Genomic DNA, 23,812 nt, shown 5'->3' with positions numbered 1-23,812 from the left:
TATCGAACCTTTCGTCCTCATTTATTCCGAATTCTTTAATTTGTTTTATCGTATTAAATACACATGGACCAGCCCCAACCCATTTCTCTCCATTGAACACATCCTTAAACGAATCAACTGGCACAAACCATTGAGGAAAGAACAGAAATAAGAAACCATTTTTCGACCACCACTCGGGGTATCTTCTTCGCAAATACAATACCACTTGAGTTTGAACAAAAACAATCATTGCTAACGAAAACATCATTATTGCCATCGCCGCAATGACGACTGAAAATAATACATAATCGGCATTCATGCGAAACCCTCGCCCATGAAATTCGAAGCTTCCTAGCGCATCCTGATACCTCGCAATTTCAAAAACTACAAATCCTCAAGCCAAAAGCAGTCTTTCTCCTCGCCGCAACACCCCCCTTACCCGCGACATCTCCCCCTCCATGGCCTCCAGGCGGGCGAGCACCCTCTCCTCCTCGCCGGTGCGGGTCTGAACCAGCTTCACCGCCCCGTGCTCGAACACCAGCCTCCGGTCCGCCGACAGGGCCAGCACGGGGTCGTGCGTGGCGATGACGATGATCTTGTCGCTGGCCAGCAAGAGATCGAGCGCCCTTCTCTTGTCCACGCCCGCGTTCTCGATCTCGTCGATCAGGAGCACCGGCGACCAGCTTAAAAGCGCCGTATCCGCGATCATGAGCGCCCGCGACTGCCCGCCCGAGAGCTGCGTCAGCTGCACTCCCGGGCCGAACGGCTCGCCCGCCAGGGCGTTGGCCGCCTGAAGCACCCGCGACGCGGCCGCTTCAGGGTCCTCCACCTCGCGGCTCTTGGCGTGGGTCAGCACGAAATCGCGCACCCCCATGTCCAGCACGAAGTTCATGTTCTGGGTCAGCTGGGCCACCAGCCTGCCCTGCAGGGCGAATCGCTCGTCCGCGTCCGGGGCGCGCCCGTCCAGCTTGAGCGTCCGGCCGGTGGGCGTGTCGCCGCAGGCCAGGGATTCGATGTCCGAGAGAAACCGGCTCTTGCCCGATCCGGTCGGCCCCAGCAGCGCCGTGATCTCGCCAGAACGGAACACCACGTCCCCGGCCTCGGGGTTGCCCGACTTGTCGCGCCCGGCCGTGAGAGTCATGCTGTCGGGGGTATAGGCCAGGGCCTCGCCGTGCGCCAGTTCGCCGTCACTGCCGGTATCCCCGCCGCCTGTCGTCCCCACGGGGGTGTCCTCAGTCCGCATGCGCGCCTCCGAATTCCTCGAACCGGGCCTTCTTCACATTGCCCTTCTGGTAGCGCCCGCCGATGCGCGTCTCGCTCAGGCAATACGAGCAGACCGCAGCGGGCATGGAGAACCGGAGCTTCATGTCCGTCACCGACGCGACCTCCGGGGCCTGGGCCATGATAGCGGCCAGCTCGGCGCAGCCCTGTCCCGTAAGGCCGTTTACGTGGCGGATCACGGCCCGCCTGTTCATTTGGCGGATGCGGTAGCGGTACACCTCCCGCTCGGCCTGGGACACCAGGTCCCCCTTGGTGACGATGACGATGTCCGCCATGCGAAGCATGGGCCCGATCTTCTCCGGGGCGTCGATGCCCATGAGGTTGTCGATGACGCACACCCCAAGCGCTCCCCGGATGTGCGGCGAGCAGCGGTTGCACAGCCCGGCGGTCTCGATGATCCCCACCTCCGCGCCGGTCTCTCCGGTCCAGGCGAAGGCCTCTTCCAGGTTGGTGGCGAAGAAGTGGTCCGGGCACAGGCCGCCGGAGAGGGTCACGCTAGCGGGCACACCGGCCTCGCGGTAGAGCTCGCCGTCGCGACTTTGCAGGCAGTCGAACTTGACCACGGCGCAGGCCGTGCCCTGGCCCATGAGCGCACCGCAGGCCCTGGCCACCACCGACGTCTTGCCGCATGAGGGCGGTCCGGCCACGGTTATGAGCCGCATGAACCCTTCCGCACCATGGACCGAAACAGCACGTTCAGCTGGTCGCGCAGGCCGCTCACGTCGTTGTCCCAGGTGAAATCCCAGCCCACCCACTTGAGCGCCACCCCTTCCGGCAGCCTGGAAGGCACGGAACCGTCCATGGGCGCGAACCACGACGCGCTCTCGATGGACGCGAACCCGCTCCCGAAGAATCCGGCCAGGCTCGCAAGGCGCTTCCGCTCGCTCTTTTTGGCCAGGAAATAGAGGGGGCTGGCCGCCGCGCCGTCCTGGGGCCAGATGACCTTGATGTGCTCGGGCGGGCGGGTGGAAAAGGCGAAGAAGGCCGGGATCACGTAGATTGCCCCGGCGTCCTCGTCCCGGCTCCCGGCGGACTTCACCATGGAGGACGAGTGCATGAGGCCCTTGCTGACGCTTGCCAGGGCCTCCAGGCCCTGCATGCCGAAATCCTTGTAGAGGTTCAGCACCACGGCGTCGGCCATGTCGTCGCCGTCGCCGCACATGACCACCTCGCCCGCATACCGCGGATGCAGGATGTCCTCCCAGCGGCGGGGGATTGGCTTGTCCCCCAGGCGGCGGGTGTCCACCATGAAGACGTAGGGCGTGGCCCCGTAGACCGTGTAGGCCCCGCGCGGGTCCACGAGCCCGGCCTTCTCGTGCAGCGGGCTTACCCGCTCAGGGAGCGCCGCTTCGAACACCCCGGCGCGCACGTGGGCGTCCACGAACTCCCTGCGCCAGAAGTCCCCGAAGCCGATGGAACCGATGATGCCCGGAAGCTTCGCCGGATCGGGCTCGCGGTACACCGGGTCGTAGGGGTCGATGGAGGTGCAGCCCATGGGGATGTGGGCGGTGAGTTCCAGGCCCTGCGCGGCGTGGGCGGCGATGATGGCGTCGACTCCGTCCTTCATCACCAGCTTCACCGGGCAGGGCGCGTAGAGGAGCAGATCGACCGGGGTATCGGGCAGGGCCGGAGCCTCGTCCTCCTGGCCCATGGCCTGGACGCTGCGCATCAGGTCGTCGAGAGCTTTCATGGTTCCCCTTTGGCGGATGGCCGCAAATTTGTACGAAAGGTCTCCATTTTTGTAACGCCTTATGGGGGCCGGCCCCCCGGCGAGCGGGCAGGCGCGCGGTTTTGAGGGGACCGGCCCACGCGGCGTGAAGGGGAATGAGCAACGGACGTGCCAGCCGGGAGGATGCGCAGCGCGGCCGCTTTCAAAAGGGTAATCCTCGCATGCTGGACAGCGCGGCCGCGCGGCAATTAGGTGGTGCCATGAACGTCCCGCAAAGGAGTGATCCGTGAAGTTCGGCAAGAAAACCATTGTCTCGATGCTGGCCGTCCTGGCCCTGGCCGCCGCGTTTTCCGGCTGCGCCGTGCGCGTGGCCCCTGCCCCGCCCCCCGCGGAGCGGATCGTCATCCAGGCTCCGCCTCCGCCCGCCCCGCGCGAGGAGGTCATCGTGGAAACCGCGCCCAGCCCGCGCCACGTCTGGGTGCCCGGGCACTGGGTATGGCACGGGGAATGGATCTGGGAGCCCGGCCACTGGCGCGTGAAGCCCCACCCCCACGCAGCCTGGGTGCCCGGCCACTGGGAGCGCCACGGCGGGGGCTGGGTCTGGATCAGCGGCTACTGGCGCTAGACCCCGCGCGAGCAACATGAAAGGCCCGGCCCACATGGACCGGGCCTTTCATTTTTTTTAATTTGAATCGATCATGCGAAACAAATATTGCGACTGATAAATCGCGATGCTACACTTATCGAGCATTAAATCCAATAACCTCAAGGAGCCCCCATGCCCCTGTTGCGCTTAATGTCGTGGCTCTTGATCGCTCTTTTGTGTACCTCGCGCAGTGCAACCGCCGCCGGTCCGGATACACCGCCAAGCCAGGATTTATCCTCCGACTGGATGAGCTACTACTACCTGAGCAAGAACTCCGCCATGGTCCCCATGTTTTTGCAACAACTTCAGAACTCCCAGGTATTGGACAACCGGACCAGTGCACTCCCCGGCATGATGGGGTTTCTGGCGGTCATTTTCTCCGACAACCCGTCCAAGGTTTCGGCCTGGGCCTCCAGCGCCGCATTCACGGGGAAAACGAAAGAGGTTATCGAAAGGGCTTTGTGGCTGTCGGGAAATTCCAAAATGATTCAGGAAATATTTCATGAGAATCCGGAATTCGTCGCGAAGCCGCCCAAAAGGATTCAGGACATCAACCCAACGCGGCCAGGCGACCTGGACTTCCTCTGGGGGGCATTCTTCGCTTCCGGAAACGATGCGTTCCCGGCCAAGATCGTGAACGTCCTGGATGACGGGTACGCCCTGACCGGCGACGCCAAGCTGGATGAAATCACCCGGAAGGCTGCGGCATGGTCGCTTTCGAGCAACATGCGACAGCATGAAACCGTGAACCGACTGCTGGTTCGGGAGTCCAAAACGAGAACCGGCCAGACGAAAACGCGTATCGACGAGATCATCGCCGACAACAAGGCCAAGTTGACTCGCCTTCCCAATGCTGCCGGTGATTTCTCCGCCCTCCTGATACTGACTGGGCCGGACCAACTGAAGGAGTTTCAAAAACCAAGCAAACAGCAGATGAACTTCACCCAGATCAAATCCGTCAAGCGCGGCGATCCTGTGATTCTGAACATACTCTTCACCGGAATGGAACTCAACGAAGACTTGAGCGGCGACGTATCCTATACGATAACGCTCATCAAGCCAAACGGAGAAAGTGACCCAGTCGGGAAGGACCAACTGAAGCCCGTCAAACACAAATTTCCCGCACGATTCATGATACACAATCCAGAGTCATATATCGACATTACATTTGACAACAATGACGCTCTTGGAAAATACAAATTCCTCGTCACGATGAGCGACAACATAGGGAAGAAGACGATTCGCATGGAGCAGGAAATTGAACTGGTCCAGCAATGATTGAGCCTTCAGACTCTACCGCGATATCGCGGCCAGGCTGAAGGCAACCTCTTCACCCACCCGCGAGCTTCACCGTGTAGCCGAGCTTTTTCAGCTCCGCGAGAAGCGTCTCTCGGTGGTCGCCCTGGACCTCGATGACCCCGTCCTTGACCGTGCCGCCCGAGCCGCAGCGCTGCTTGAGCTGCTTGGCCAGCTTCTCGAGTTCCGCCCCGGCCAGGGGCAGCCCGGTGATCAGGCAGACGCCGCTGCCCTTTCGCCCCTTGGTCTGGCGCATGATACGCACCACGCCGTCGCCTTTCGGGGCGGACGGTTTCTTGCCGCAGGCGCACGAGGCCAGGGGTTTGCCGCATTTCGGGCAGGAGCCTCCAAGTTCCGTGGAATAGACGAGGCTGGAATTCTTGGTGCTGCGAAGGGCCATGGTGTTCTCTGAATCTGCCGGATGATTGCAGGCGCGAGCCTGGCCCGGCAGCCGCAGGACCAATACGCCGCCGCCCCGCATCCCGTCCAGTCCGGGAAGACGCGAAAAGGCCGGAGAGGCTTTCGTCCCTCCGGCCCGTGCGATCCATGATGCCGGTTGCGGCCTAGTAGCGATAATGATCGGGCTTGTAAGTAAGCCAAGATCCATCAAGCTAGAATATTCCGCTGCTCGCCCACTTGATCTGATTCAGTTTTGATTTGGCCCTTAGACAATCAAGAGAACAAACATTATCCACTCACCATATCATTGATAATGATTCGAGTAGATACAAGATATTCATCAATTTTCGAGACAGGGACCCGCTTCGTAGAAGTTAAAAAAACACCAACTGGTGTTTTCACATCAGCACCATAACTCATTCTAACTACTTGCTTGTAATTTAATCGCGTCGAGGAGTTGTTATGTGCAATATGGTTTCTAACCTTCCGCATCTCATCCAACATCCCTCCATGCGTTCTTGCAAAGAATATAAATTTCTCGTGACCATCAATAGTATACTTTGTACTATCAGCTATATATTTCGACTTTGTCCACTTTAACTCGCTAGCAATCCTAGCCCTGCCGCGTGACAACATAGCAGCCCGAGCATCTTGAATACTACAAGCACGATACAACAAGACAGGAACATTCCCGTTAATATATTCTGCACCACAGCATATTTTGTAAGCAATCTCTGCTATTGTTTTTTCGAGAACTGAAAATAACCGGAGCATAATCATTTCAGCAACAAATTGCTGGTATTTTGCCGGGAGGTGTACAGAATCACTTCTTATTGAAACAAGCCTCGCAAGTGAAGTGGATGCACCTCGGAAAGTATTTGAAAGAAGCGGCCTAGGCATTTGTCAAGTAATGAATGATATAGTGATGCCTCACAGTTCTCTGCGCAATTCGCTGCGTAGTTGAATTACTCGCATTATAGAATTGCACGTCGGCCAACATTCTATTTTCCATAGTTACAAACCGCGAATCAATTTCGCGCAAAGCCCTTTCAACAACAGTGGCACTCAATGTATCTAACGAATCCAACGCAATGATCAATGAGAAAAAAAGTGGTTGGCGCGCAAAGATAGTCTCCTTAACTACATCTGGATCCAATCCAACAATAAAGTTAAAAACCCTATTTAAACGTGCTTCAACGTTTTCGGCCAAGGGGAAATCCTCATCGTACTTCCCATACATATTGTCAATCTCTTGATTGCTAAAATCAGACAGCCCGTGTAATATATTATAAACAACATCTGAAACAAACTGTATCTCAATCATTCTTGCAATATCGTTTGAAGAAAAAATATTATAATTCCTCCAAAATGAAACTCTATTCGCTGCCTGGTGAAGACAGAATTGCTTCATCTCCCCACTGTAAGCTGCGTTTCTTTTTTCTTGTGCATTCAATGTCTTAGAAACAGAGTTAATTCTACCGAATATATCTATCACATCGTAATCAGAAGCTCCAAGCAAATACCCAACAGGAATCGACGTCATAAGAAATTTTTGTTGTTGCGCCCTGCTTAGCTGATTAAATTTCACCTTTCTAGCATGTTCTGGATGCCTTGCAGCAAACTCTCCATCAGAATATTCTATTATTGTTCGCGTTCGCTGCTGACCGTCAACAACTTCACGCATGCTTTTCCCTTTTTCAAGATCAATTGAGTGGCGCACATATATGGCAGGTATAGGCTTTTGCTCGAGTATTGTATTAATTAAATATGATTTTTGCGAATTAGACCACACTGAACGTCGTTGATACCAGGGCGATAAATTCAGTTCATCCGACCGTTTCAAATTAATTATATCTTGAATTATTAGCGATTGATATTCTACCCTGTCCATATGAACCCCTCCATGCCAAATGTATTCAATAATTATTTTATAAGGGCAATTCTTTGCTGTCAAACGTAGGTTCTACAGAGACTAATAAAAGCGCCCGGATTTCTCCGGGCGCTCCGTGTATTCTCAGGTGCCGAAGGCGGCCAATGGCCTAGTAGCGGTAGTGATCCGGCTTGAACGGCCCCTCGGGCTTGATGCCCAGGTACTTGGCCTGGTCGGGGGTGAGCTTGTCCAGCTTCACTTCCAGGCGCTCCAGGTGCAGGCGGGCGACCTCCTCGTCCAGGAGCTTGGGCAGCGTATATACGCCGATCTCGTACTTCTTGAGCGCCAGGTCGATCTGGGCCAGGGCCTGGTTCGTAAAGCTGTTGGACATGACGAAGCTGGGGTGGCCGGTGGCGCAGCCCAGGTTCACAAGCCTGCCCTCGGCCAGCACCAGGATGGACCGGCCGGACTTCATGGTCCACTTGTCCACCAGGGGCTTGATCACGTCCTTTTTGCACTCCTTGGAGTTCTCCAGGTAGTGCATGGCGATCTCGGAGTCGAAGTGGCCGATGTTGCAGATGATGGCCCCTTCGCGCATCTTTTCCATGTGCGCGCCGGTGACCACGTCGGAGCAGCCGGTGGCGGTGACGAAGATGTCGCCCTGGGAGCAGGCCTCGTCCATGGTGGTCACTTCGTAGCCTTCCATGGCCGCCTGGAGGGCGCAGATGGGGTCGATCTCGGTGATGATCACCCGGGCGCCGAAACCGCGCATGGACTGGGCGCAGCCCTTGCCCACGTCGCCGTATCCGGCCACGACCACCACCTTGCCGGCCACCATCACGTCGGTGGCGCGCTTGATGCCGTCGGCCAGGGACTCGCGGCAGCCGTAGAGGTTGTCGAACTTGGACTTGGTCACGGAGTCGTTGACGTTGATGGCCGGGAACAGCAGCTCGCCGTCCTTCATCATCTGGTAGAGGCGGTGCACGCCGGTGGTGGTCTCCTCGGACACGCCCTTGATCTTCTTGACCCACTCGGTGAAGCGGGTCTTGGAGGACTTCACGGACTCGGCCAGGCGGGCGAGGATGATGGCGAATTCCTTGTTGTCGGTGGGCTTGGAGAGGATCGAGGGGTCCTTCTCGGCCTTGACGCCGTAGTGGATGAACAGGGTGGCGTCGCCGCCGTCGTCCACGATCAGGTCCGGGCCGGAGCCGTCAGGCCAGGTCAGGGCCATCTCGGTGCACCACCAGTACTCCTCCAGGGTCTCGCCCTTCCAGGCGTACACGGCGGCGGTGCCGGCCTGGGCGATGGCCGCAGCGGCGTGGTCCTGGGTGGAGTAGATGTTGCAGCTGGCCCAGCGGATGTCCGCGCCCAGCTCGTACAGGGTTTCGATGAGCATGGCGGTCTGGATGGTCATGTGCAGGCTGCCGGCCACCTTCAGGCCCTTGAGGGGCTTCTGCGGGCCGTACTTGGCGCGCACGGCCATGAGGCCGGGCATCTCGTTCTCGGAGATGATCATCTCCTTGCGGCCCCATTCGGCCTGGGACATGTCGGCGACTTTGTAGGGCAGCTTCAGGTCAAGAGGCGTAACGCTCATTTGGAGTCCTCCACTTGGGGAATTGAGGGCCTGCGGGCGGTGTAGACGCCCAGCTCCAGGCCCAGTTTGACGGGTGTTGTTTCGACCGTATCCAGGATGAATCCGGCCTGGTCAAGCCAGCCGGACATTTCTTTCGCTTCGAAGCCCAGCCAGCGGTCGCCGAAGCGCTCGCGCATGAGTTCGTTTGCGTGCTTGAGGTAGTCCACCACCACAAGCGTGCCGCCGGGAGCCACCACGCGCCGGGCCTCCCTGAGGGCGGCCAGCGGATCGGAGAGGTGGTGCAGGGCCAGGCTCAGCACGGCGGTCTGCGCCTCGGAGTCGGCCAAGGGCAGATGCTCGAGCTCCCCCACGCGAAGGCTCGCCCCGGCCAACTTCACCTTGCGTCGGGCCAGATCGAGCATGGCGGGCGAGGCATCCACGCCGATAAGCCCGCGCGCCTTGGCGGAAAGGGCCGAAAGCAGCTCCCCCGGGCCGCAGCCCAGGTCGACGGCGATCTCGCAGTCGGGGAGGCGCTCAAGAATCAGCGCGTCCAGGTCCAGGTCGCCCAACACCTCGCGGCGCATGGCCTGCCAGTCCGGGGCGATGGCGTTGAAGAAGCGGCGCGTTTCGCTGTTGCGGGCGTCCAGGGCGGCGCGGGCGGCGACGAGGTCCTCGTCCGGGCCGCAGCCTGTGATATGAGGAGCGATGGATGCAAGAAAATCCGTCTTGCGCGCGGCGTAGAACACCCACAGGCCGTCGCGCCGGGCCTCCAGAAGCCCCGACTCCACCAGGATGCGCAGATGGCGCGAGATGCGCGACTGGCCCATGTTCAGCACGCCCACGATCTCGCCCACGTTCAGCTCGAAGCGAGTCAGCAGCCGCAGAAGCCGAAGCCGGGTTTCGTCGGCCAGGGCCTTGAAGGCGGACAGCGGCGGACAGCTCACGCGCGCCTCGCGTGCAGCACCCGGTCGGCCAGAAGTCCGCCGGCCAGGCCCCAGAAGGCCGAGCCTATGCCGAAGAAGCTCACGCCGGAAACGGTGATGAGAAGCGTCACCAGCGCGGCCTCGCGCCTGCCCGCGTCCTCCATGGCCTGGGTCAGCCCCGAGGCGATGGCCCCGAACAGGGCCAGACCCGACACCACCGCGATGAGCGCGCCGGGCAGCGAGGTGAACACGCCCACCAGGGCCGCGCCGAACACTCCCACGGCCAGGTAGCACAGCCCGCAGACGATGCCGGCCACGTAGCGCCGGGACGGATCGGCGTGGGCCTCGGGGCCGGTGCAGATGGCCGCGGTGATGGCCGCCAGGTTCACCCCGTGGCAGCCGAAGGGAGCCAGCGCCGTGGAGAACAATCCGGTGAGCGTCACCAGGGGCGTCGCCGGGGTGTGGTAGCCGCTGGCGCGCATGACGCCCAGGCCCGTGGCGTTCTGCCCGGTCATGGTCACGAGGAAGAGCGGCAGCCCGAGCCCCACGATGGCCCCCAACCGGAAGGAAGGCATGGTGAGCACCGGCACGGCGAGCGACGCGTGCACCGAGGAGAAATCGAGCCCCCCGGTGAGCCCGGCAGCCGCGAACCCGGACAGCAGCGTGCACACGATGGCGTAGCGGGGGCTTACGCGCTTGGCGGTGAGATAGGTGGCTATCATGACCCCGGCCAGCACCGGGGCGCTTTTCAGGAAGCCGAACACGTCCACGCCGAAGCGGAACAGGATGCCCGCCAGCATGGCCGACACCACGGGCTTGGGGATGCGGTCCATCATGGCCTGGAACACGCCGCTGGCCCCGGCCACGGTGATGAGCGCCCCGGAGACGATGAAGGCCCCGACGGCCTCGGGGTAAGGGTAGGCGGCCCACCCGGCCGCAAGCAAGGCAACGCCCGGAGTGGACCAGGCGGTGATCACCGGCTCGCGGAAGCGCCAGGAGAGATAGACTCCGGTGAGCCCGCTGCCGATGGAGATGGCCCATATCCAGCTGGAAAGCTGCGCCGGGGAGAGCCCGGCCACCTTGGCGGCCTGGAAGATGATGGCCGCTGGCCCGCCGAAGGACACGGCCACGGCGATGACCCCGGCCACGGCGGCGGACAGGGAGAAGTCGCTTAGGAAAGCGCGGTGTTTGAGTGCTGCTGTGACCATACGTGCATCCATCTTTATATCAAGATATGTTGATATGAGGAACTACTGAACTCCCCCTCCTCCGTCAAGCGCTTTTTCGGGGCCCCCAGTTATCCGCCCGAAGCCGGGCCGGAAGGCCATACCGGGCGGTATTTGCGCAGGACGTTCATCATTTCGGGGATATAGACCGGCTTGGCGGTAAAGTCGCCCATGCCGGCATCTTTGAAGAAAGCCCCTGCTCGTCAACGGCGCGAGCGGTCACGGCGACGAGGGGGATGCGGGATCTTCCAGGGGCTATTCGGAGGTGCCGAGGGGCAGGGTGAAGCAGAACACGCTGCCCCGCTCCCTGGCGGGCTCCATCCAGATGAAGCCGCCGTGGCGGGTCACTATGTGGCGGCAGATGGCCAGGCCCAGGCCCGTGCCCTTGGGCTTGTCCTTGAGGGTGTCCTTGCGGTCGTGCTGGTGGAACTTGTCGAAGACCTTTTCGGCCTCCTCCGGGGCGATGCCCGGGCCCGTGTCCTCCACGCAGACCAGCAGCATGCTTCCGTCCTCGGTGAGCCCCGCCTCCACGGTGACCTGGCCCTCCTCGGTAAACTTGAGGGCGTTGTCCAGCAGGTTGATGAGCACCTGAAGGATGCGGTCGCGGTCGGCCACCACACGGGGCAGCCGCTTGGGCATGTCCAGGCGCAGCGACACCGCCGGCCGGGCCTCGAAGCGACCTTCCAACGCCATGACCGCATCGGCCACCACTTCCACGATGCTCACGCGCTCGTCGCGCCAGGGCATCTTGCCGGATTCGATGCGCGTCAGGTCCAGCACGTCGTTGATGAGCCGGGTCAGGCGTTCGGATTCCTTTTCCACGATGCCCAGGTTGCGCAGTATCCGCACGGCCTTGCCCCACAGGGGGCTGTCCGGATTCTGCCGGAAGAACCTTTCGAAATCCTTGGCGATGAGCTTGGCGAACCCCATGATGGACGTCAGCGGCGTGCGCAGCTCGTGGGACACTGACGACAGGAAGGAGGACTTGAGCCGCTCAAGCTGCTTGAGCTGCTTGTTGGCCGCCTCCATCTCGGCCACCTTGCGGAAGAGCGCCTTGGTTCGCACCTCCACCTTGGCCTCAAGACGCTGGTTCAGGGTCTCCAGCAGGGTCTCGGCCTTCTTGCGGTGGCGCACTTCCTCTTCAAGCCGGTTCAGGGTGGCCTGCAGTTCGCGGGTCTTCTCCTCGATGAGCCGGTCCTGGTTGTCCCGGTTGCGCATGAGCTCGGACTCCGAGCTGGCAAGGCTCGACACCTTGTCCTCCAGGGAGCTGTTCATGGCCTGGATGCGCTGGTGCAGGTGCAGGTTCTCCAACGCCTGGGCGGTGTTGCCCAGCACGATGGACAGGATCGACAGGGAAACTTCCGACAGCCCCGGCAGCGGTCGCGCGAACGAGGCCACGAACATGCCCCGGGTGCGCGAGGCGGTGGTGATCACGTGCAGCAGGCGGCGGGGCTGGCCGGGGGCGGCCAGGGGCAGCACGGCCCTTTTCTCCCGCAGGGCGAAGGCGAAGGTGCCGTCCTCGATGCAGGCCCGGGCGAAATCGTCGAGGTTTTGCGCCTCTTCGGCGGGCTCGGTCCGGACCATATGGAAGGAGGAGTCCTCCTCGTCCACCAGCATGACGCCCACGGCGTCGAAGGTCATCAGCTTCCCGACCTTCTGCAGGCAGGCGTCCAGGATGGGCTCAGGCCCGGCCATACGGGCCAGGCTCAGGGAAAAATCGGACAGCGCGGCCGCCTGGTCCAGGGCCGCCAGCGCGAAACGGGTGGTCTCCTCCAGGTGGGACAGCCTGTCGCGGGGGGGGCTGTCGTCCGGCTGGCCGGTCTTGTGCGCGTCAATGGGAGACATTCTGCATGAAGATGGATTCGAGTTGTCCAAGCTGGTCCTCCACCCGGGAGACCACCGTCCCGGCCACGCCGGACGGAGCGTCGAGCATGTCGAAGGCCACCGTGTGCAGGGGCATGAGCACGGACTGCCCGCCGGAGCCGGCCACCAGCGCCTCGGCCAGGAAATCCGCCACATGCACGATGGCCACGTTGCGGATGTCCGGGGAGGCCAGCGGCTCGTGATGGTGGCGCGTGGCCTCGGTCAGGGAGGGCGGCAGCCCCCAGCCTGCCAGCAGGGCGCCCCCGGCCAGCCCGTGGTCCACGCCCAGGACGCGCCGTTCCGCGCCGGTCAGGCTCTCCCCGCGTTCGCGCACCAGTTGCAGCACCTGGCGGAAGCGGTCCGGGGCGTGCAGGATGAAAAGAAGCAGCCCCACGTCGTGCAAAAGCCCCGAAACGAATATGCGCTCGGTGTTGGGCATGCCCAGGGCCGAGGCCAAGGCGCGCGCGCCACAGGCGCAGGCCAGGCAGTGCCGCCAGAATCCCCGGACGTTCAGCACGTCGCGGGGGATGTCCTTGAACATGTCCATGACCGACACGCCCAGCGCCAGGGCCGAGAGCTGCTGCACCCCGATGACCGTCACGGCCCGGGAAATGGTGTCGATGCGCTGGGGAAAGCCGTACAGGGCGCTATTGGCCACCTTGAGGAGCTTGGCCGCGAGCGCCGGATCGTTCTGGATGATGCCCGCCACCTCCACCGGCGAGGCGGAAGGGTTCTCCATGGCCTGGGCCAGGCGGGCCAGCACCTCGGGCATGGCCCCAAGCGCGGGGTTCGAAGCGGTCAGGGCCTCCAGGTCCAGCACCTGGGCCGATTCGCTCCGGGGTTCGGGCTCGCCGAGCTCCACCGGAGGCGGCGCGCACGGCTCGCCCCGCTCGATGGCAGCGGCGATGCGCGCCGCGCCCAGACGGAACACTTCCTGGACGAACCCATGGGAAAGATCGTTGCGGGCCAGGCGGGCGTCCATGATTTCTTCGGCCTGCGCCAGCGCTTCCTCGAGCCCGGCTTCGCCCGGTTCGCTGGCTTTCTCGCCCTCCACCTGGACCTCGCCCACGCCCCACGCCTTGAGCACGCCGATGAAGCGGTCATTGAGGCACGTGCCGCCGCTTATGAGCAGGCGTCCGTTCACGTCGCGCACGTCGCGGGCCAGCACGAGGCCGGGGTGGAGATCGGACACCCTCACGAGCGCGCCCCCGGGATGGCGAAGCCCCCGGCGTGAAGCGGAGAAGCAAACTGCATCCGGTCTTTCAAGACCATTCCAGACGGGTTTGTCAAGCCAAGCCCTTGGCTCCGGCCTCGGGAAGCGCTAGGGTGCGGGAATGAACACAGTCACCTTGAGCGAAACCGTCGATCCCGCCGGGATCGAACGCAAAAGCTTCGCCATAATCGATTCGGAAGTGCCCGAGCCCCGTCCGTTCACGGGCGGGGAATGGGAAGTGGTCCGCAGGCTCATCCACACCTCGGCGGACTTCGACATGCTGGATATCGTCCGCTTCTCCCCCGGATCGGTGCACGCGGGAATCAACGCGCTGCGCTCCGGTGCGGTAATCGTCACCGACACCCGCATGTGCCAGGCGGGCATTCCGTCGCACCGGCTGGACGCCCTGGGATGCCGCACCGCCTGCTGGATGGGCGACCCAGAGCTCGCCGCCAGGGCCAGGGACCTGGGCGTGACCCGGGCCCGGCTGGCCATGGAGGAGGCCGCGCGCTGCGAGGGGCCGCTGGTGTTCGCCATCGGCAACGCGCCCACGGCCCTCTTGCGGCTCCTGGAACTCATCGACGAGGGAAAGGTCCGCCCGGAACTGGTGGTGGGGATGCCCGTGGGATTCGTCAACGCCGCGGAATCCAAAGCTCTGCTCATGGAGCGCGCGGACACGCCCTACATCTGCATCTCCGGGCGCAAGGGGGGCTCACCCCTGGCGGCGGCCTGCGTGAACGCCCTGGCCGAGATGGCCTTGCGGGCCGGGTCGTAGCGGGAGCTTCCGGGCGGCCTGGATTCCGGACTCGTCAAAACGGAAGAGGCGTGGTCCCGCGCGCGAGCGTGGCCCGGCTCAGCCGAAGGCCTGGCGCAGGTATTCGAAGGCGGCCCCGGCCGCCAGGGGCCGGGCGAAGTGATAGCCCTGGCCGTAGCCGCAGCCGAGCTCCTGGAGCGCCTTGAGCTCGTCCTCGCCTTCGATGCCCTCGGCCACCACGTCCATCTCCAGGCTGCCCGCCAGCTGCACCACGGCCTTGACGATATGCAGGTTGTCCCGGTCCTGGTGCAGGTTGCGAACGAAGGCCCGGTCCACCTTAAGGGCGTCCACGGGGAAGCGGCGCAGGTAGGCCAGCGAGGAATAGCCCGTGCCGAAATCGTCGATCATGGTGGAGATGCCCAGGTCCTTGAGTTCCGTAAGCATTTCCACGGCCCGTTCGGCGTTGTCCATGACCACACTCTCGGTGATCTCGAGCTTCACGCACCTGGGCGGCAGGCCGGAAGCCCCGACGATCCGGCTGATGCGTCCGGTCAGGTCTTCCTGGATGAACTGGCGTCCTGAAAGGTTCACACTCACGGTCAGCCCCTGCGCCCTGGGCAGTTGCTCGCGCCACCGGGCCAGCTGGGAGCATGCTTCCGAGATCACCCACTCCCCGATGGGCAGAATGAGCCCCGACGCCTCGGCCACCGGGATGAACTCCAGGGGAGGGATGACCCCGTGTTCGGGGTGCCGCCAGCGGAGCAGGGCCTCGAAGCCCGCCGGGGTGCGTCCGTCAAGCTCCACGATGGGTTGGTAGACCAGGAAGAACTCGCCGCGCTCCAGGGCCCGGCGCAGGTCGTTCTCCAGGAGCAGCCGGGCGCGCACCTCGGCGTGCATGGCCGTGTCGAACACGGCGGTCTCCCCCTTGCCCAGCGCCTTGGCCTTGAACATGGCCGTGTCGGCGTCCCGCAGCACGTCGTCCACGCTCTGGTAGCGGTCGTCCAGCACGAGGCCGATGCTGCAGGACATGAACAGCTCGTATCCGTCCAGCCGCTCCGGGGCGGCCAGCTCCTCGTGGATGCGCCGGGCCACGTCTCCGGCCAGTCCCGGGGCGTAGGGCTCGTCGATGAGGATGGCGAACTCGTCGCCGCCGGTGCGGGCCAGCATCCTTCCGGGCCCGGCGGCCTCGCTCAGGCGCTCGCCCAGGGAGCGCAGCAGCCGGTCGCCCAAATCGTGCCCCAGGCCGTCGTTGACCACCTTGAAGTCGTCCAGATCCAGAAAGAGCAGCGCGAACCGGGGGATGTCCGGGGTCCTGGCCAGGCTGGCCTCCAGGCGGGCCTTGAGCTGGGCGCGGTTGGGCAGGCCGGTGAGCTCGTCGAAGAATGCCTGCCTGCGCAGGCGCTCCTGGGCGCGCTTGCGCTCGGTGATGTCCTCGAAGAGCACCACCGCGCCCTGCACGGCGCCACCGGCGGACAGGGGGGCGATGGAGCAGTCCACGGGGAAGCCGGTGGAGTCCTTGCGCCAGTAGAGGTCCTCTTCCACGTGCCGGTGCCTGCCGTCGGAGAGGGTATGGGTCAGGGGGCACTCCTCCTCGGGGTAGGCGGAGCCGTCCGGGCGGGTGTGGTGCAGGAGCCGGTGGGAATGGGCCCCCAGGAGCTCCTCGGAGGAATACCCCGTCAGGCGCTCCACGGCCGGGTTGGCGAAGGTGACGTGCCCGGCCTTGTCCACGCCGAAGATGCCCAGGGCCACGGAATCGAGCACGGCGGCATTGCGCTCGGACAGGTTTTCCAGGGCCTTGAGCGCGTGGAAGCGCTCCACCGCGTCGGAAAGGACGTTGGCCACGGACTGGAGGGTGTGGACGTCGTCGTCGGAGAACCCCCTGGGCCTGGTGGAGTGCACGCCGAGCACCCCGTAGGGTCCGCCCGTGCCGTGGATGACCACGCTTATGCCGCTTGCCACCCCATGGCGCCCGAGCAGGCCGGGTTCCGATATCCGCTTGTCCGTCAGGAGATTCTCCACCACCACCGGGGCGTTGGTGGAGAGGGCCAGGCCCGCCTGGGTGCCCTCGACGCCGACCTGGATCGGCGTATCCGCGTTCCAGCCCGCGTCCGCCACCAGCGTCAGCCTGTCCCGGGCGGGCGAGAGTTCCAGCACCTCGGCATACTCGACTTCGAAGATCGTGGACAGAAGGCGGCAGGTCCTGCGCATGAGTTCGGACGGGGTCATGGAGCCCAGGGCGAAAAGCCCGAGCTCGGCCACCACGCCCTGCTGGAAGGCCCGGCGGCGAAGCTTGGCCTCGGTCTCGCGCCGCTGGGTGATGTCGCGCGCGAAGATCGCCACCTTGGAGACCTTGCCCGTGCCGTCGAACACCGGCACCAGATTGTTGTCGAAGACCAGGCCCGCGCGAAGGTCCTCCGTGCGCAAAGGCTTGGCCGACGCGAACACCACGCGGATGGACTCGAGGCGTCTCTCGAAAACCTCGCGGGGAATGAAGTCGCCCATGCTGCGGCCGACCATGGACCTGGCGTCGGGCGCGCCCATCTTGATCGCGCCGCGCTCGTTGGCCGCGTGGATGATCCCGTCGCGGTCCATGAGGAAGGCGGAATCGAGCGTGGCGTTGAGCAGAGCCCAGGCCGTGCTCTCGGACTCGCCCAGGGCGCGCAGTATCTCGCGCGTCCTGGAGTCGCACTCCTCGAGGCGGGGACTTATCCCCTCGCCTGACGGCGGCGGGGGGGCGGACTTGCTCATGGGCTCCTCAGACGTTGAACAGAAAATGCACCACGTCCCCGTCCTTGAACACGTATTCCTTGCCTTCCTGCCTGAGCACGCCCGCCGCCCGGCAGGCGGCCTCGGAGGCATGGGTCACGTAGTCCTGGTAGGAGATCACCTCGGCCCGGATAAAGCCGCGCTCGAAATCGGTGTGGATCACCGAGGCGGCCTTGGGGGCCTTCCAGCCGTTCTCTATCGTCCAGGCCCGCACTTCCTTGGGCCCCACGGTGAAATAACTGATCAATCCAAGTACCGCGTAGCCGGTACGGATGACCTGGTCAAGGCCGGAGCTGTCCACGCCGTAGGATTCCAGGAACTCAAGGCGCTCCTCGTCGGCCAGGGTGGCCATCTCCTCTTCCATCTTGGCGCAGACCTTGACCACGGGGGCGCCCGTCCTGGCGGCGAAGGCGCGCACGGCCTGAACCTGGGAGCCGTCCTCCGTGAGGCCGGCTTCGTCCACGTTGGCGCAGTAGATCACCGGCTTGGCCGTGATGGGGGCCAGCTCCGCGAACAGTTCGGCCATGGCCCCCTCGTCCGCGCCCTCCATGGCGGAGGCGGGCTTGCCCTCCATCAGGTGGGCCAGCAGCTTCTCGGCCACGGCCAGCTTGGCCTGGTGCTCCTTGCCCGCCTTGGCCTGCTTGCGCAGGCGGTCCATGCGGTTCTCCAGCACCTGGGCGTCGGCCAGGATGAGCTCGGTTTCGATGACCTCGATGTCGCCCACGGGGTCCACCTGGCCGTGCACGTGCACCACGTCGTCGTCCTCGAAGCAGCGCACCACGTGCAGGATGGCCTGGGTCTCGCGGATGTTGGCCAGGAACTTGTTGCCCAGTCCCTCGCCCTTGCTGGCGCCCTTCACCAGCCCGGCGATGTCGGTGAATTCCACCGTGGCCGGGACGGTCTTCTGGGGGTTGGCCATGCTGGTCAGCTTCTCCAGGCGGTCGTCGGGCACGGCCACCACGGCCTTGTTGGGCTCGATGGTGCAGAAGGGGTAGTTGGCGGCCTGGGCGTTCTGGGCCCTGGTCAGGGCGTTGAACAGCGTGGACTTGCCGACGTTGGGCAGACCGACGATTCCGATGGAGAGCGACATGTCGACACCTTGTGACTGTCCTCCCGGGAAACGGGGCGGCGGCGTCCCGGCCTCGCCTGGGCCTCGCGATCGAGACGGGCGGGCCTGGAAGGGGCCACCGGGGTCAATCCCCAGGGAGGACATGGTATTGTTTTACAGGGATTCCAGCCCCGGATGGAGCGGACGCCGCCAGGGGGCGGCTCGCATGGAACCGCAGGCTCTTACCCCGGCTTTCCGCGGGAGTCCAGTCAAGAAAACCGCCTTGCCTCGAGGGCTTCCGAGGCCGGCCGGGCCGGGCCGCCGAAACGGAGGGGCAAGCGGATTCGCACCCCGGAGGAGCGGATCAGGCCTCGGGGGCCATGGACCGCACGCCGCATTGCGGGACGTGGCCGAGCGTGTCCAATTGCGCCAGAAGGCGCTCGGCCAGCGCGGGCGCGTCAGCGGCGTCGCCCTTGCCCGCAGCCGATTCAAGGGCCTTGGCCGAGTCGGCGCAACCATCCTCCCCGAGGGTCACGGCCACCCCCTTGATGGCATGGGCTATTCCCCGCAGCTTACGCAGATCGCCGGAATCGAGAGCCGACCTGATTGACTCGGCGCGATCCGGTATGCTTGCAGCGAACATTTCGTATAGCTCTGCGAAGAGCCTTTCATCCCCCCCGAGCCGTTTGACCGCCGCCTCCATGCCCACCGGACACGAACGGCGAGGCCGGGCGCCGCTCCTCCCGGGCGCATTCCCTGCGACACAGCCCAGCACCCTCGTCAGATCCGTAATCCCCATGGGCTTGGGAATGAAATCGTTCATCCCCGCCTCGAGGCAGCGTTCCCGGTAGCCGGTCAACGCATGGGCGGTGATGGCGACGATCTGGACGTTCTTCGCCGCCCGGCCCGCCTCTCCCTTCCGGATGCGCCGGGTGGTTTCCAGGCCGTCCATGCCCGCCATTTCGAGATCCATCAGAACCGTGTCGAAAGCGTTCGCGGAAAGGATCTCGATGGCCTCCTCTCCACTTTGGACGGCGCTGGATTCATGCCCGATCCGGGCGAGCAGCGCCTGCGCGACTTTCAGGTTGACGGCGTTGTCGTCCACCACCAGCACCCGCAGCTTCCGGACCACGCAGACATACGGCGCGATCCTGCCCCGCCGGTAGGCGGCGGCGTCACCCGGGTGCAGCGACACCTCGAAGGTGAAGGTGCTGCCTTTTCCCAGGATGCTTTCGACGGTAATATCACCCTCCATCATTTCCACGAGCCGCTTGGAGATGGCCAGCCCCAGTCCTGTTCCTTCGGCCGGGGCGTGGCCGGATGACTCCTGGGTGAACGGCTCGAAAATCGCCTCCTCCTTGCCGGGAGGAATGCCCGGCCCCGTGTCGGTGACGGCGAACCGCAAGCGGATTTGTCCGCCGGGATGGCCCCGCCCCATGGAGACCGACAGGACGACGCCCCCCGTCTGGGTGAACTTGACGGCGTTGCCCAACAGATTGTTGAGGATCTGGCGAAGCCGGTTGACGTCCCCGCGCAGGTACCTCGGCAGGCCGGGTTCCAGGGTTTCCCGCAGGAAAAGGCCCTTGGGCGCGGCCAGGACGGTGAACGTCTTGTGCAGGGAATCGATGAACTCGTGGAGATCGAAATCGGACTCGGACAAGGCAAGCCGCAGCTCCTCGATCTTCGAGAAATCCAGGATGTCGTTGATGATGGCCAGCAGGGTGCGCGACGACTCCCGCGCGGTATGCAGATAGTCCAGCAGGAGGGGGTTGGAGGCCAGTTGCAGGGACAGCTCGGTCATGCCCAGGATGGCGTTCATGGGGGTGCGGATCTCATGGCTCATCTTGGCCAGGAATTCCGACTTGGCGCGGTTGGCGGCCAGTGCCTGGTCCTTGGCCTGGAGCAGTTCCTCCTCGGCCAGCTTGCGGGTGGTGATGTCCCTGGAGATGACCAGGAAGCGGAGCCCCGAGGTCGCATCCAGGGGGGTGATGATCACGTCCCACCACATGGGGCGGCCCTCCGCGTCGGGGCAGTAGCCCGTGAACCTGCCGGTTTCGCCGCGCCTCGCGGCCTGAAGGGCGGCCGCGCATTCCTGCTTGTCCGAGCCTTCCCAGAATTCCGAATACCGCCTGCCGAGCACGCCCGTCAGGCTCTCGAGTTTCAGCAACTGCAAGCCGCTCTCGCTGAAGTATTCGATCCGCTCGTGTTCATCCAATATCTTGATGCAATCCGGGGTGGCCTGAATGATCTTGCGGCTCAACTCCTCGCTTTGGCTCAACGCCTGTTCGGTGCGCACGCGCGCTGAGATGTCGGAAACCACTGCGAATATTCCGGAAATCCGGCCGAAATTGAAAAGCGGCGTGACGGACAGCTCGGTCCAGATGGGTTGGCCGTCCGTGCGTTTGAACCTGAATTCGAATCTGTCGAGCTGGCCCCGAAGGAGTTCGGAGAACGTCTGATGGGCAAGGGGAAGATCCTCCTCGAACACGAAGTCCCAATAGGGCCTTCCCGCCAGCCCATGATTCCCGGCACCGAACATCACGGCCATCATCGGATTGTTGAATACGGTCACGCCCTTTTCGTCGGTCTCCCAGACTCCTGCAATCGACGTGTCGACGATAGTCCGGTACCGCAGCTCGCTTTGTCTCAACAATTCCAGTTCAGCTATGAGTTCTTCCCTTGTCTTCCCACTATCCCGCATTCCCTTTCTCCCGCCCGGGAAACTGTTTCGAAATCTACTTCCAAAGCTAACAGCTCGAAACGATTTTGGAAAGAAGAATCCAGACCGGGACGGTCTGGAGTTTGCGTGATTCCACTCAAGATCGCCGCGGCACGACGACCTTGCCTCATGGAAAATCCGGCCATGCAACCCGCTCCGGCAACAGCCGGAAACGGTTGCCTGACATTCGGGAGCACCTCTTTCGCGTCTTTCGCAATCGCGGACCTAGCGTCGCACTTTTGATAAACATGAACATGTATTTCAAAAATAAAAGAATAAACTCAAACCATTATCCACGAAATAAATGTGCATTGATTTCGTGGACGCGATACTAGGATTTGATGAAGGCCAGCAGATCGGCGTTGAACCTGTCCTGCATCGTGATGGCCAGGCCGTGCGGCGCGCCCGGATAAACCTTGAGGATCGAACCCTTCACCAGCTTGGCGGCGAGAATGGACGAAGCGCCGATCGGCACGATCTGGTCGTCGTCGCCATGGACGAAGAGCGTGGGTACGTCGATCTTCTTGAGGTCCTCAGTAAAGTCGGTCTCGGAAAACTGCCTGATGCAGTCGAGGGCGCTCTTGAAACCGGCCTGCATCCCCTGGAGCCAGAACGAATCCTGAACGCCCTGCGAGAACTTGGCTCCGTCGCGGTTGTAGCCATAGAAGGGAATGGCGAGATCCTTGAAGAACTGCGAACGGTTGTTGAAGGTCGCGTTGCGGATGCCGTCAAAGACCTCCATGGGCAATCCCCCGGGATTGGCCCCTGTCTTGAGCATCAGCGGCGGGACCGCTCCCACCAGGACGGCCTTGGCCACGCGCGAGGTGCCATGGCGTCCAATGTAGCGCGCCACTTCCCCTCCTCCCGTGGAATGCCCAACGAGCACGGCGTCCTTCAGATCCAGGAATTCGATCAGACCGGCCAGATCGTCCGCGTAGGTGTCCATGTCGTTGCCGTTCCAGGTCTGATCCGACCTGCCATGCCCGCGGCGGTCATGGGCGACCACGCGATAGCCGCGTTCGCCGAGGAATACCATCTGGGCGTCCCAGGCGTCGGCGCTGAGCGGCCATCCGTGAGAAAAAACCACGGGCTGGCCTGCAGCCCAATCCTTGAAATAGAGAGAGATGCCGTCACTCGTTTTGAATGTGCTCATGATTTCTCCTTGTCTGGCAGAGACGGAGGATTAACGGAAAATCCCGTCATAAAGCCTCTTCGGCTGCCCGGCAGGTGTCGGGGATTCCGTCGGATGCGCAGCCCGGATGCGGCCGGCGCCTAGTCGGTGAGCCTGGCGCGCACGTCCACCACTTCCGCGTAATGGCGCTCGAAGGCGTCCACCACGGCCGGCTCGAAGTACGTTCCCCGGGCTTCGAGGATCTTGCGGCGGCAGAGTTCCTGGGGAAGGGCCTTCTTGTAGGAACGGGCGCTCCCCAGGGCGTCGAAGACGTCCACAAGGGAGACGATCCTGGCCTCGACGGGGATGTCGCCCCCTCCCAGGCCGTTGGGGTAACCCCGGCCGTCCCAGCGTTCGTGGTGGCACAGGGCGATCCTCTGGGCCATGGAGATGAGATCGTCCTGCCCCGCAAGCACTTCAAGCAACGAAAGCGTGCACCCGCCGTTTTCCACCTTGGTGTCGAAGTGCAGCATCTCGCATCCGTAAACCGTGTGCCGCTTCATGATCTCCCATTGCGCGTCGTCCAGCGGCCCAGGCTTGAGCAGAATGCTGTCGGGGATGGAAATCTTGCCGACGTCGTGCATGGGCGCCGCAAGGCGGATCAGCCGGGTGAAATCCGGCCCCATGTCCAGGGCCGTGGCCAGGATGACCGAAATCTCTCCGGTGCGGACCACGTGATGGCCCGTGTCGTTGTCCCGGAATTCGGCAGCCTTGCCCAGGCAGTGCACCACCCGCTCGTTGGCCTTTTCGAGTTGCTGCGTCCGGATGCGGACCAGTTCTTCGAGGTGGTCCTGGTATCGCTTGTTCTCCTCGATGAGCGTGGCCTTCTCCAGGGCGGAATCCAGCGAATGCAGCAGCACGTCGAGGTTCATGACGGGCTTGGAGATGAAGTCCCAGGCCCCGAGGCGTATGGCCTCGATGGCGTCGTCAAGCACGCCCACGCCGGAAAGGACGATGATGGGCAGGTGCGGGCGAAGCTTCCGGGCGGAGGAGATGAACCCGTAGCCGTCAAGCACCGGCATGTTCAAATCCACCAGGACGATCCCTATCTCCGGGTCCTCCCCCAGGAGCTTGAGGCCTTCCGCGCCATGTTCCGCAAGAACGACGTCACGGCCGCAATCCTCAAGAAATCCGCGGAGCGAGGTCCGCAGGGTATGATCATCGTCAATCACGAGAATCTTCATGGCGTTCCCCATGGCGTACATGAACTGCCACGACAAAGACGTAGAAACCTTCTCCGGACGCCTGCAACACTCTCTTAAGGAGGACCTTATTTTATTACCATCCTCGTGCGTTGAGTCAAACGATTTTCCCTCAACACTTTCCCTGAGCCGCTGCGGCAATACGTGGCCGCCCTTTACGCAGGCGAAGGGGAATCCCCGCCTGCCGTAAGGGGAAGCGCCCCCTTGGCTTGCG

At 63.0% G+C, this 23,812-nt stretch carries 18 protein-coding genes; 3 read left to right on the top strand and 15 right to left on the bottom strand.

Translation table 11 applies throughout. From position 1 onward, the window contains the following. Positions 1 to 373: 373 nt before the first annotated feature. Genes ML540_RS08855 through ML540_RS08845 form a run of 3 tightly spaced genes read right to left on the bottom strand, consistent with a single transcriptional unit; the run spans position 374 to position 2,950 of the window. Positions 374 to 1,222 carry an ATP-binding cassette domain-containing protein gene (locus ML540_RS08855; protein ID WP_243360092.1) on the bottom strand — a complete coding sequence of 283 codons (849 nt, stop codon included), beginning with the start codon at positions 1,220 to 1,222 and terminating at the stop codon, positions 374 to 376. Next, positions 1,212 to 1,922, bottom strand: coding sequence for a GTP-binding protein (locus ML540_RS08850; RefSeq protein WP_243360091.1), 711 nt, complete (start codon positions 1,920 to 1,922; stop codon positions 1,212 to 1,214). The genes ML540_RS08855 and ML540_RS08850 overlap by 11 nt, the downstream gene beginning before the upstream one ends. Next, positions 1,910 to 2,950 carry an ABC transporter substrate-binding protein gene (locus ML540_RS08845; protein WP_243360090.1) on the bottom strand — a complete coding sequence of 347 codons (1,041 nt, stop codon included), beginning with the start codon at positions 2,948 to 2,950 and terminating at the stop codon, positions 1,910 to 1,912. Before ML540_RS08845 ends, ML540_RS08850 begins: the two co-directional genes overlap by 13 nt. Positions 2,951 to 3,215: 265 nt before the next feature. On the opposite strand from ML540_RS08845, the gene ML540_RS08840 reads away from it, so the two are divergent. Further along, on the top strand, positions 3,216 to 3,554 hold the full coding sequence (locus tag ML540_RS08840; RefSeq protein ID WP_243360087.1) for a hypothetical protein: 339 nt from the start codon (positions 3,216 to 3,218) through the stop codon (positions 3,552 to 3,554). 153 nt (positions 3,555 to 3,707) lie between these two features. Continuing rightward, positions 3,708 to 4,853: a hypothetical protein gene (locus ML540_RS08835; protein ID WP_243360086.1), complete on the top strand. Its 1,146-nt coding sequence runs from the start codon at positions 3,708 to 3,710 to the stop codon at positions 4,851 to 4,853. Positions 4,854 to 4,905: 52 nt separating this feature from the next. On the opposite strand, the gene ML540_RS08830 is transcribed toward ML540_RS08835, so the two are convergent. The 7 genes from ML540_RS08830 to ML540_RS08800 all read right to left on the bottom strand — a co-directional run bounded on the left by ML540_RS08830 (position 4,906) and on the right by ML540_RS08800 (position 13,923). Beyond that, complete coding sequence (locus ML540_RS08830) at positions 4,906 to 5,271, bottom strand: translation initiation factor Sui1 (protein ID WP_243360085.1); 366 nt, start codon at positions 5,269 to 5,271, stop codon at positions 4,906 to 4,908. Positions 5,272 to 6,162: 891 nt separating this feature from the next. Next, positions 6,163 to 7,161 carry a DUF262 domain-containing protein gene (locus ML540_RS08825; RefSeq protein ID WP_243360084.1) on the bottom strand — a complete coding sequence of 333 codons (999 nt, stop codon included), beginning with the start codon at positions 7,159 to 7,161 and terminating at the stop codon, positions 6,163 to 6,165. Positions 7,162 to 7,309: 148 nt separating this feature from the next. Beyond that, positions 7,310 to 8,734: an adenosylhomocysteinase gene (ahcY, locus tag ML540_RS08820; RefSeq protein WP_243360083.1), complete on the bottom strand. Its 1,425-nt coding sequence runs from the start codon at positions 8,732 to 8,734 to the stop codon at positions 7,310 to 7,312. Continuing rightward, positions 8,731 to 9,657, bottom strand: a complete 927-nt coding sequence (locus tag ML540_RS08815; protein ID WP_243360082.1) for an ArsR/SmtB family transcription factor — start codon at positions 9,655 to 9,657, stop codon at positions 8,731 to 8,733. Before ML540_RS08815 ends, ahcY begins: the two co-directional genes overlap by 4 nt. Beyond that, the gene (locus ML540_RS08810; RefSeq protein WP_243360081.1) at positions 9,654 to 10,844 is read right to left on the bottom strand and encodes a benzoate/H(+) symporter BenE family transporter; all 1,191 of its coding nucleotides are present in this window, start codon (positions 10,842 to 10,844) and stop codon (positions 9,654 to 9,656) included. Before ML540_RS08810 ends, ML540_RS08815 begins: the two co-directional genes overlap by 4 nt. A gap of 273 nt (positions 10,845 to 11,117) precedes the next feature. Further along, positions 11,118 to 12,707: a GAF domain-containing sensor histidine kinase gene (locus tag ML540_RS08805; RefSeq protein WP_243360080.1), complete on the bottom strand. Its 1,590-nt coding sequence runs from the start codon at positions 12,705 to 12,707 to the stop codon at positions 11,118 to 11,120. Next, positions 12,694 to 13,923, bottom strand: coding sequence for an HDOD domain-containing protein (locus ML540_RS08800; RefSeq protein WP_243360079.1), 1,230 nt, complete (start codon positions 13,921 to 13,923; stop codon positions 12,694 to 12,696). The genes ML540_RS08805 and ML540_RS08800 overlap by 14 nt, the downstream gene beginning before the upstream one ends. Before the next feature lie 136 nt (positions 13,924 to 14,059). On the opposite strand from ML540_RS08800, the gene ML540_RS08795 reads away from it, so the two are divergent. Continuing rightward, positions 14,060 to 14,713 carry a precorrin-8X methylmutase gene (locus tag ML540_RS08795; RefSeq protein ID WP_243360077.1) on the top strand — a complete coding sequence of 218 codons (654 nt, stop codon included), beginning with the start codon at positions 14,060 to 14,062 and terminating at the stop codon, positions 14,711 to 14,713. A 78-nt stretch (positions 14,714 to 14,791) separates the two neighbouring features. Here the strand turns inward: ML540_RS08795 and ML540_RS08790 are convergent, their stop codons facing one another. The 5 genes from ML540_RS08790 to ML540_RS08770 form a co-directional block, all read right to left on the bottom strand. Then, the gene (locus ML540_RS08790; RefSeq protein WP_243360075.1) at positions 14,792 to 17,440 is read right to left on the bottom strand and encodes an EAL domain-containing protein; all 2,649 of its coding nucleotides are present in this window, start codon (positions 17,438 to 17,440) and stop codon (positions 14,792 to 14,794) included. A gap of 7 nt (positions 17,441 to 17,447) precedes the next feature. Continuing rightward, positions 17,448 to 18,548, bottom strand: a complete 1,101-nt coding sequence (gene ychF / locus ML540_RS08785; RefSeq protein ID WP_243360073.1) for a redox-regulated ATPase YchF — start codon at positions 18,546 to 18,548, stop codon at positions 17,448 to 17,450. Positions 18,549 to 18,870: 322 nt separating this feature from the next. Continuing rightward, positions 18,871 to 21,207 carry a PAS domain-containing hybrid sensor histidine kinase/response regulator gene (locus ML540_RS08780; protein ID WP_243360070.1) on the bottom strand — a complete coding sequence of 779 codons (2,337 nt, stop codon included), beginning with the start codon at positions 21,205 to 21,207 and terminating at the stop codon, positions 18,871 to 18,873. 349 nt (positions 21,208 to 21,556) lie between these two features. After that, positions 21,557 to 22,378, bottom strand: coding sequence for an alpha/beta fold hydrolase (locus ML540_RS08775; protein WP_243360068.1), 822 nt, complete (start codon positions 22,376 to 22,378; stop codon positions 21,557 to 21,559). 119 nt (positions 22,379 to 22,497) lie between these two features. Continuing rightward, the gene (locus tag ML540_RS08770; RefSeq protein ID WP_243360066.1) at positions 22,498 to 23,580 is read right to left on the bottom strand and encodes an HD-GYP domain-containing protein; all 1,083 of its coding nucleotides are present in this window, start codon (positions 23,578 to 23,580) and stop codon (positions 22,498 to 22,500) included. Positions 23,581 to 23,812 lie beyond the last annotated feature (232 nt).

This window comes from Fundidesulfovibrio terrae, assembly GCF_022808915.1.
Classification (GTDB): domain Bacteria; phylum Desulfobacterota; class Desulfovibrionia; order Desulfovibrionales; family Desulfovibrionaceae; genus Fundidesulfovibrio; species Fundidesulfovibrio terrae.
This window is presented reverse-complemented; position numbering and strand designations above follow the sequence as displayed.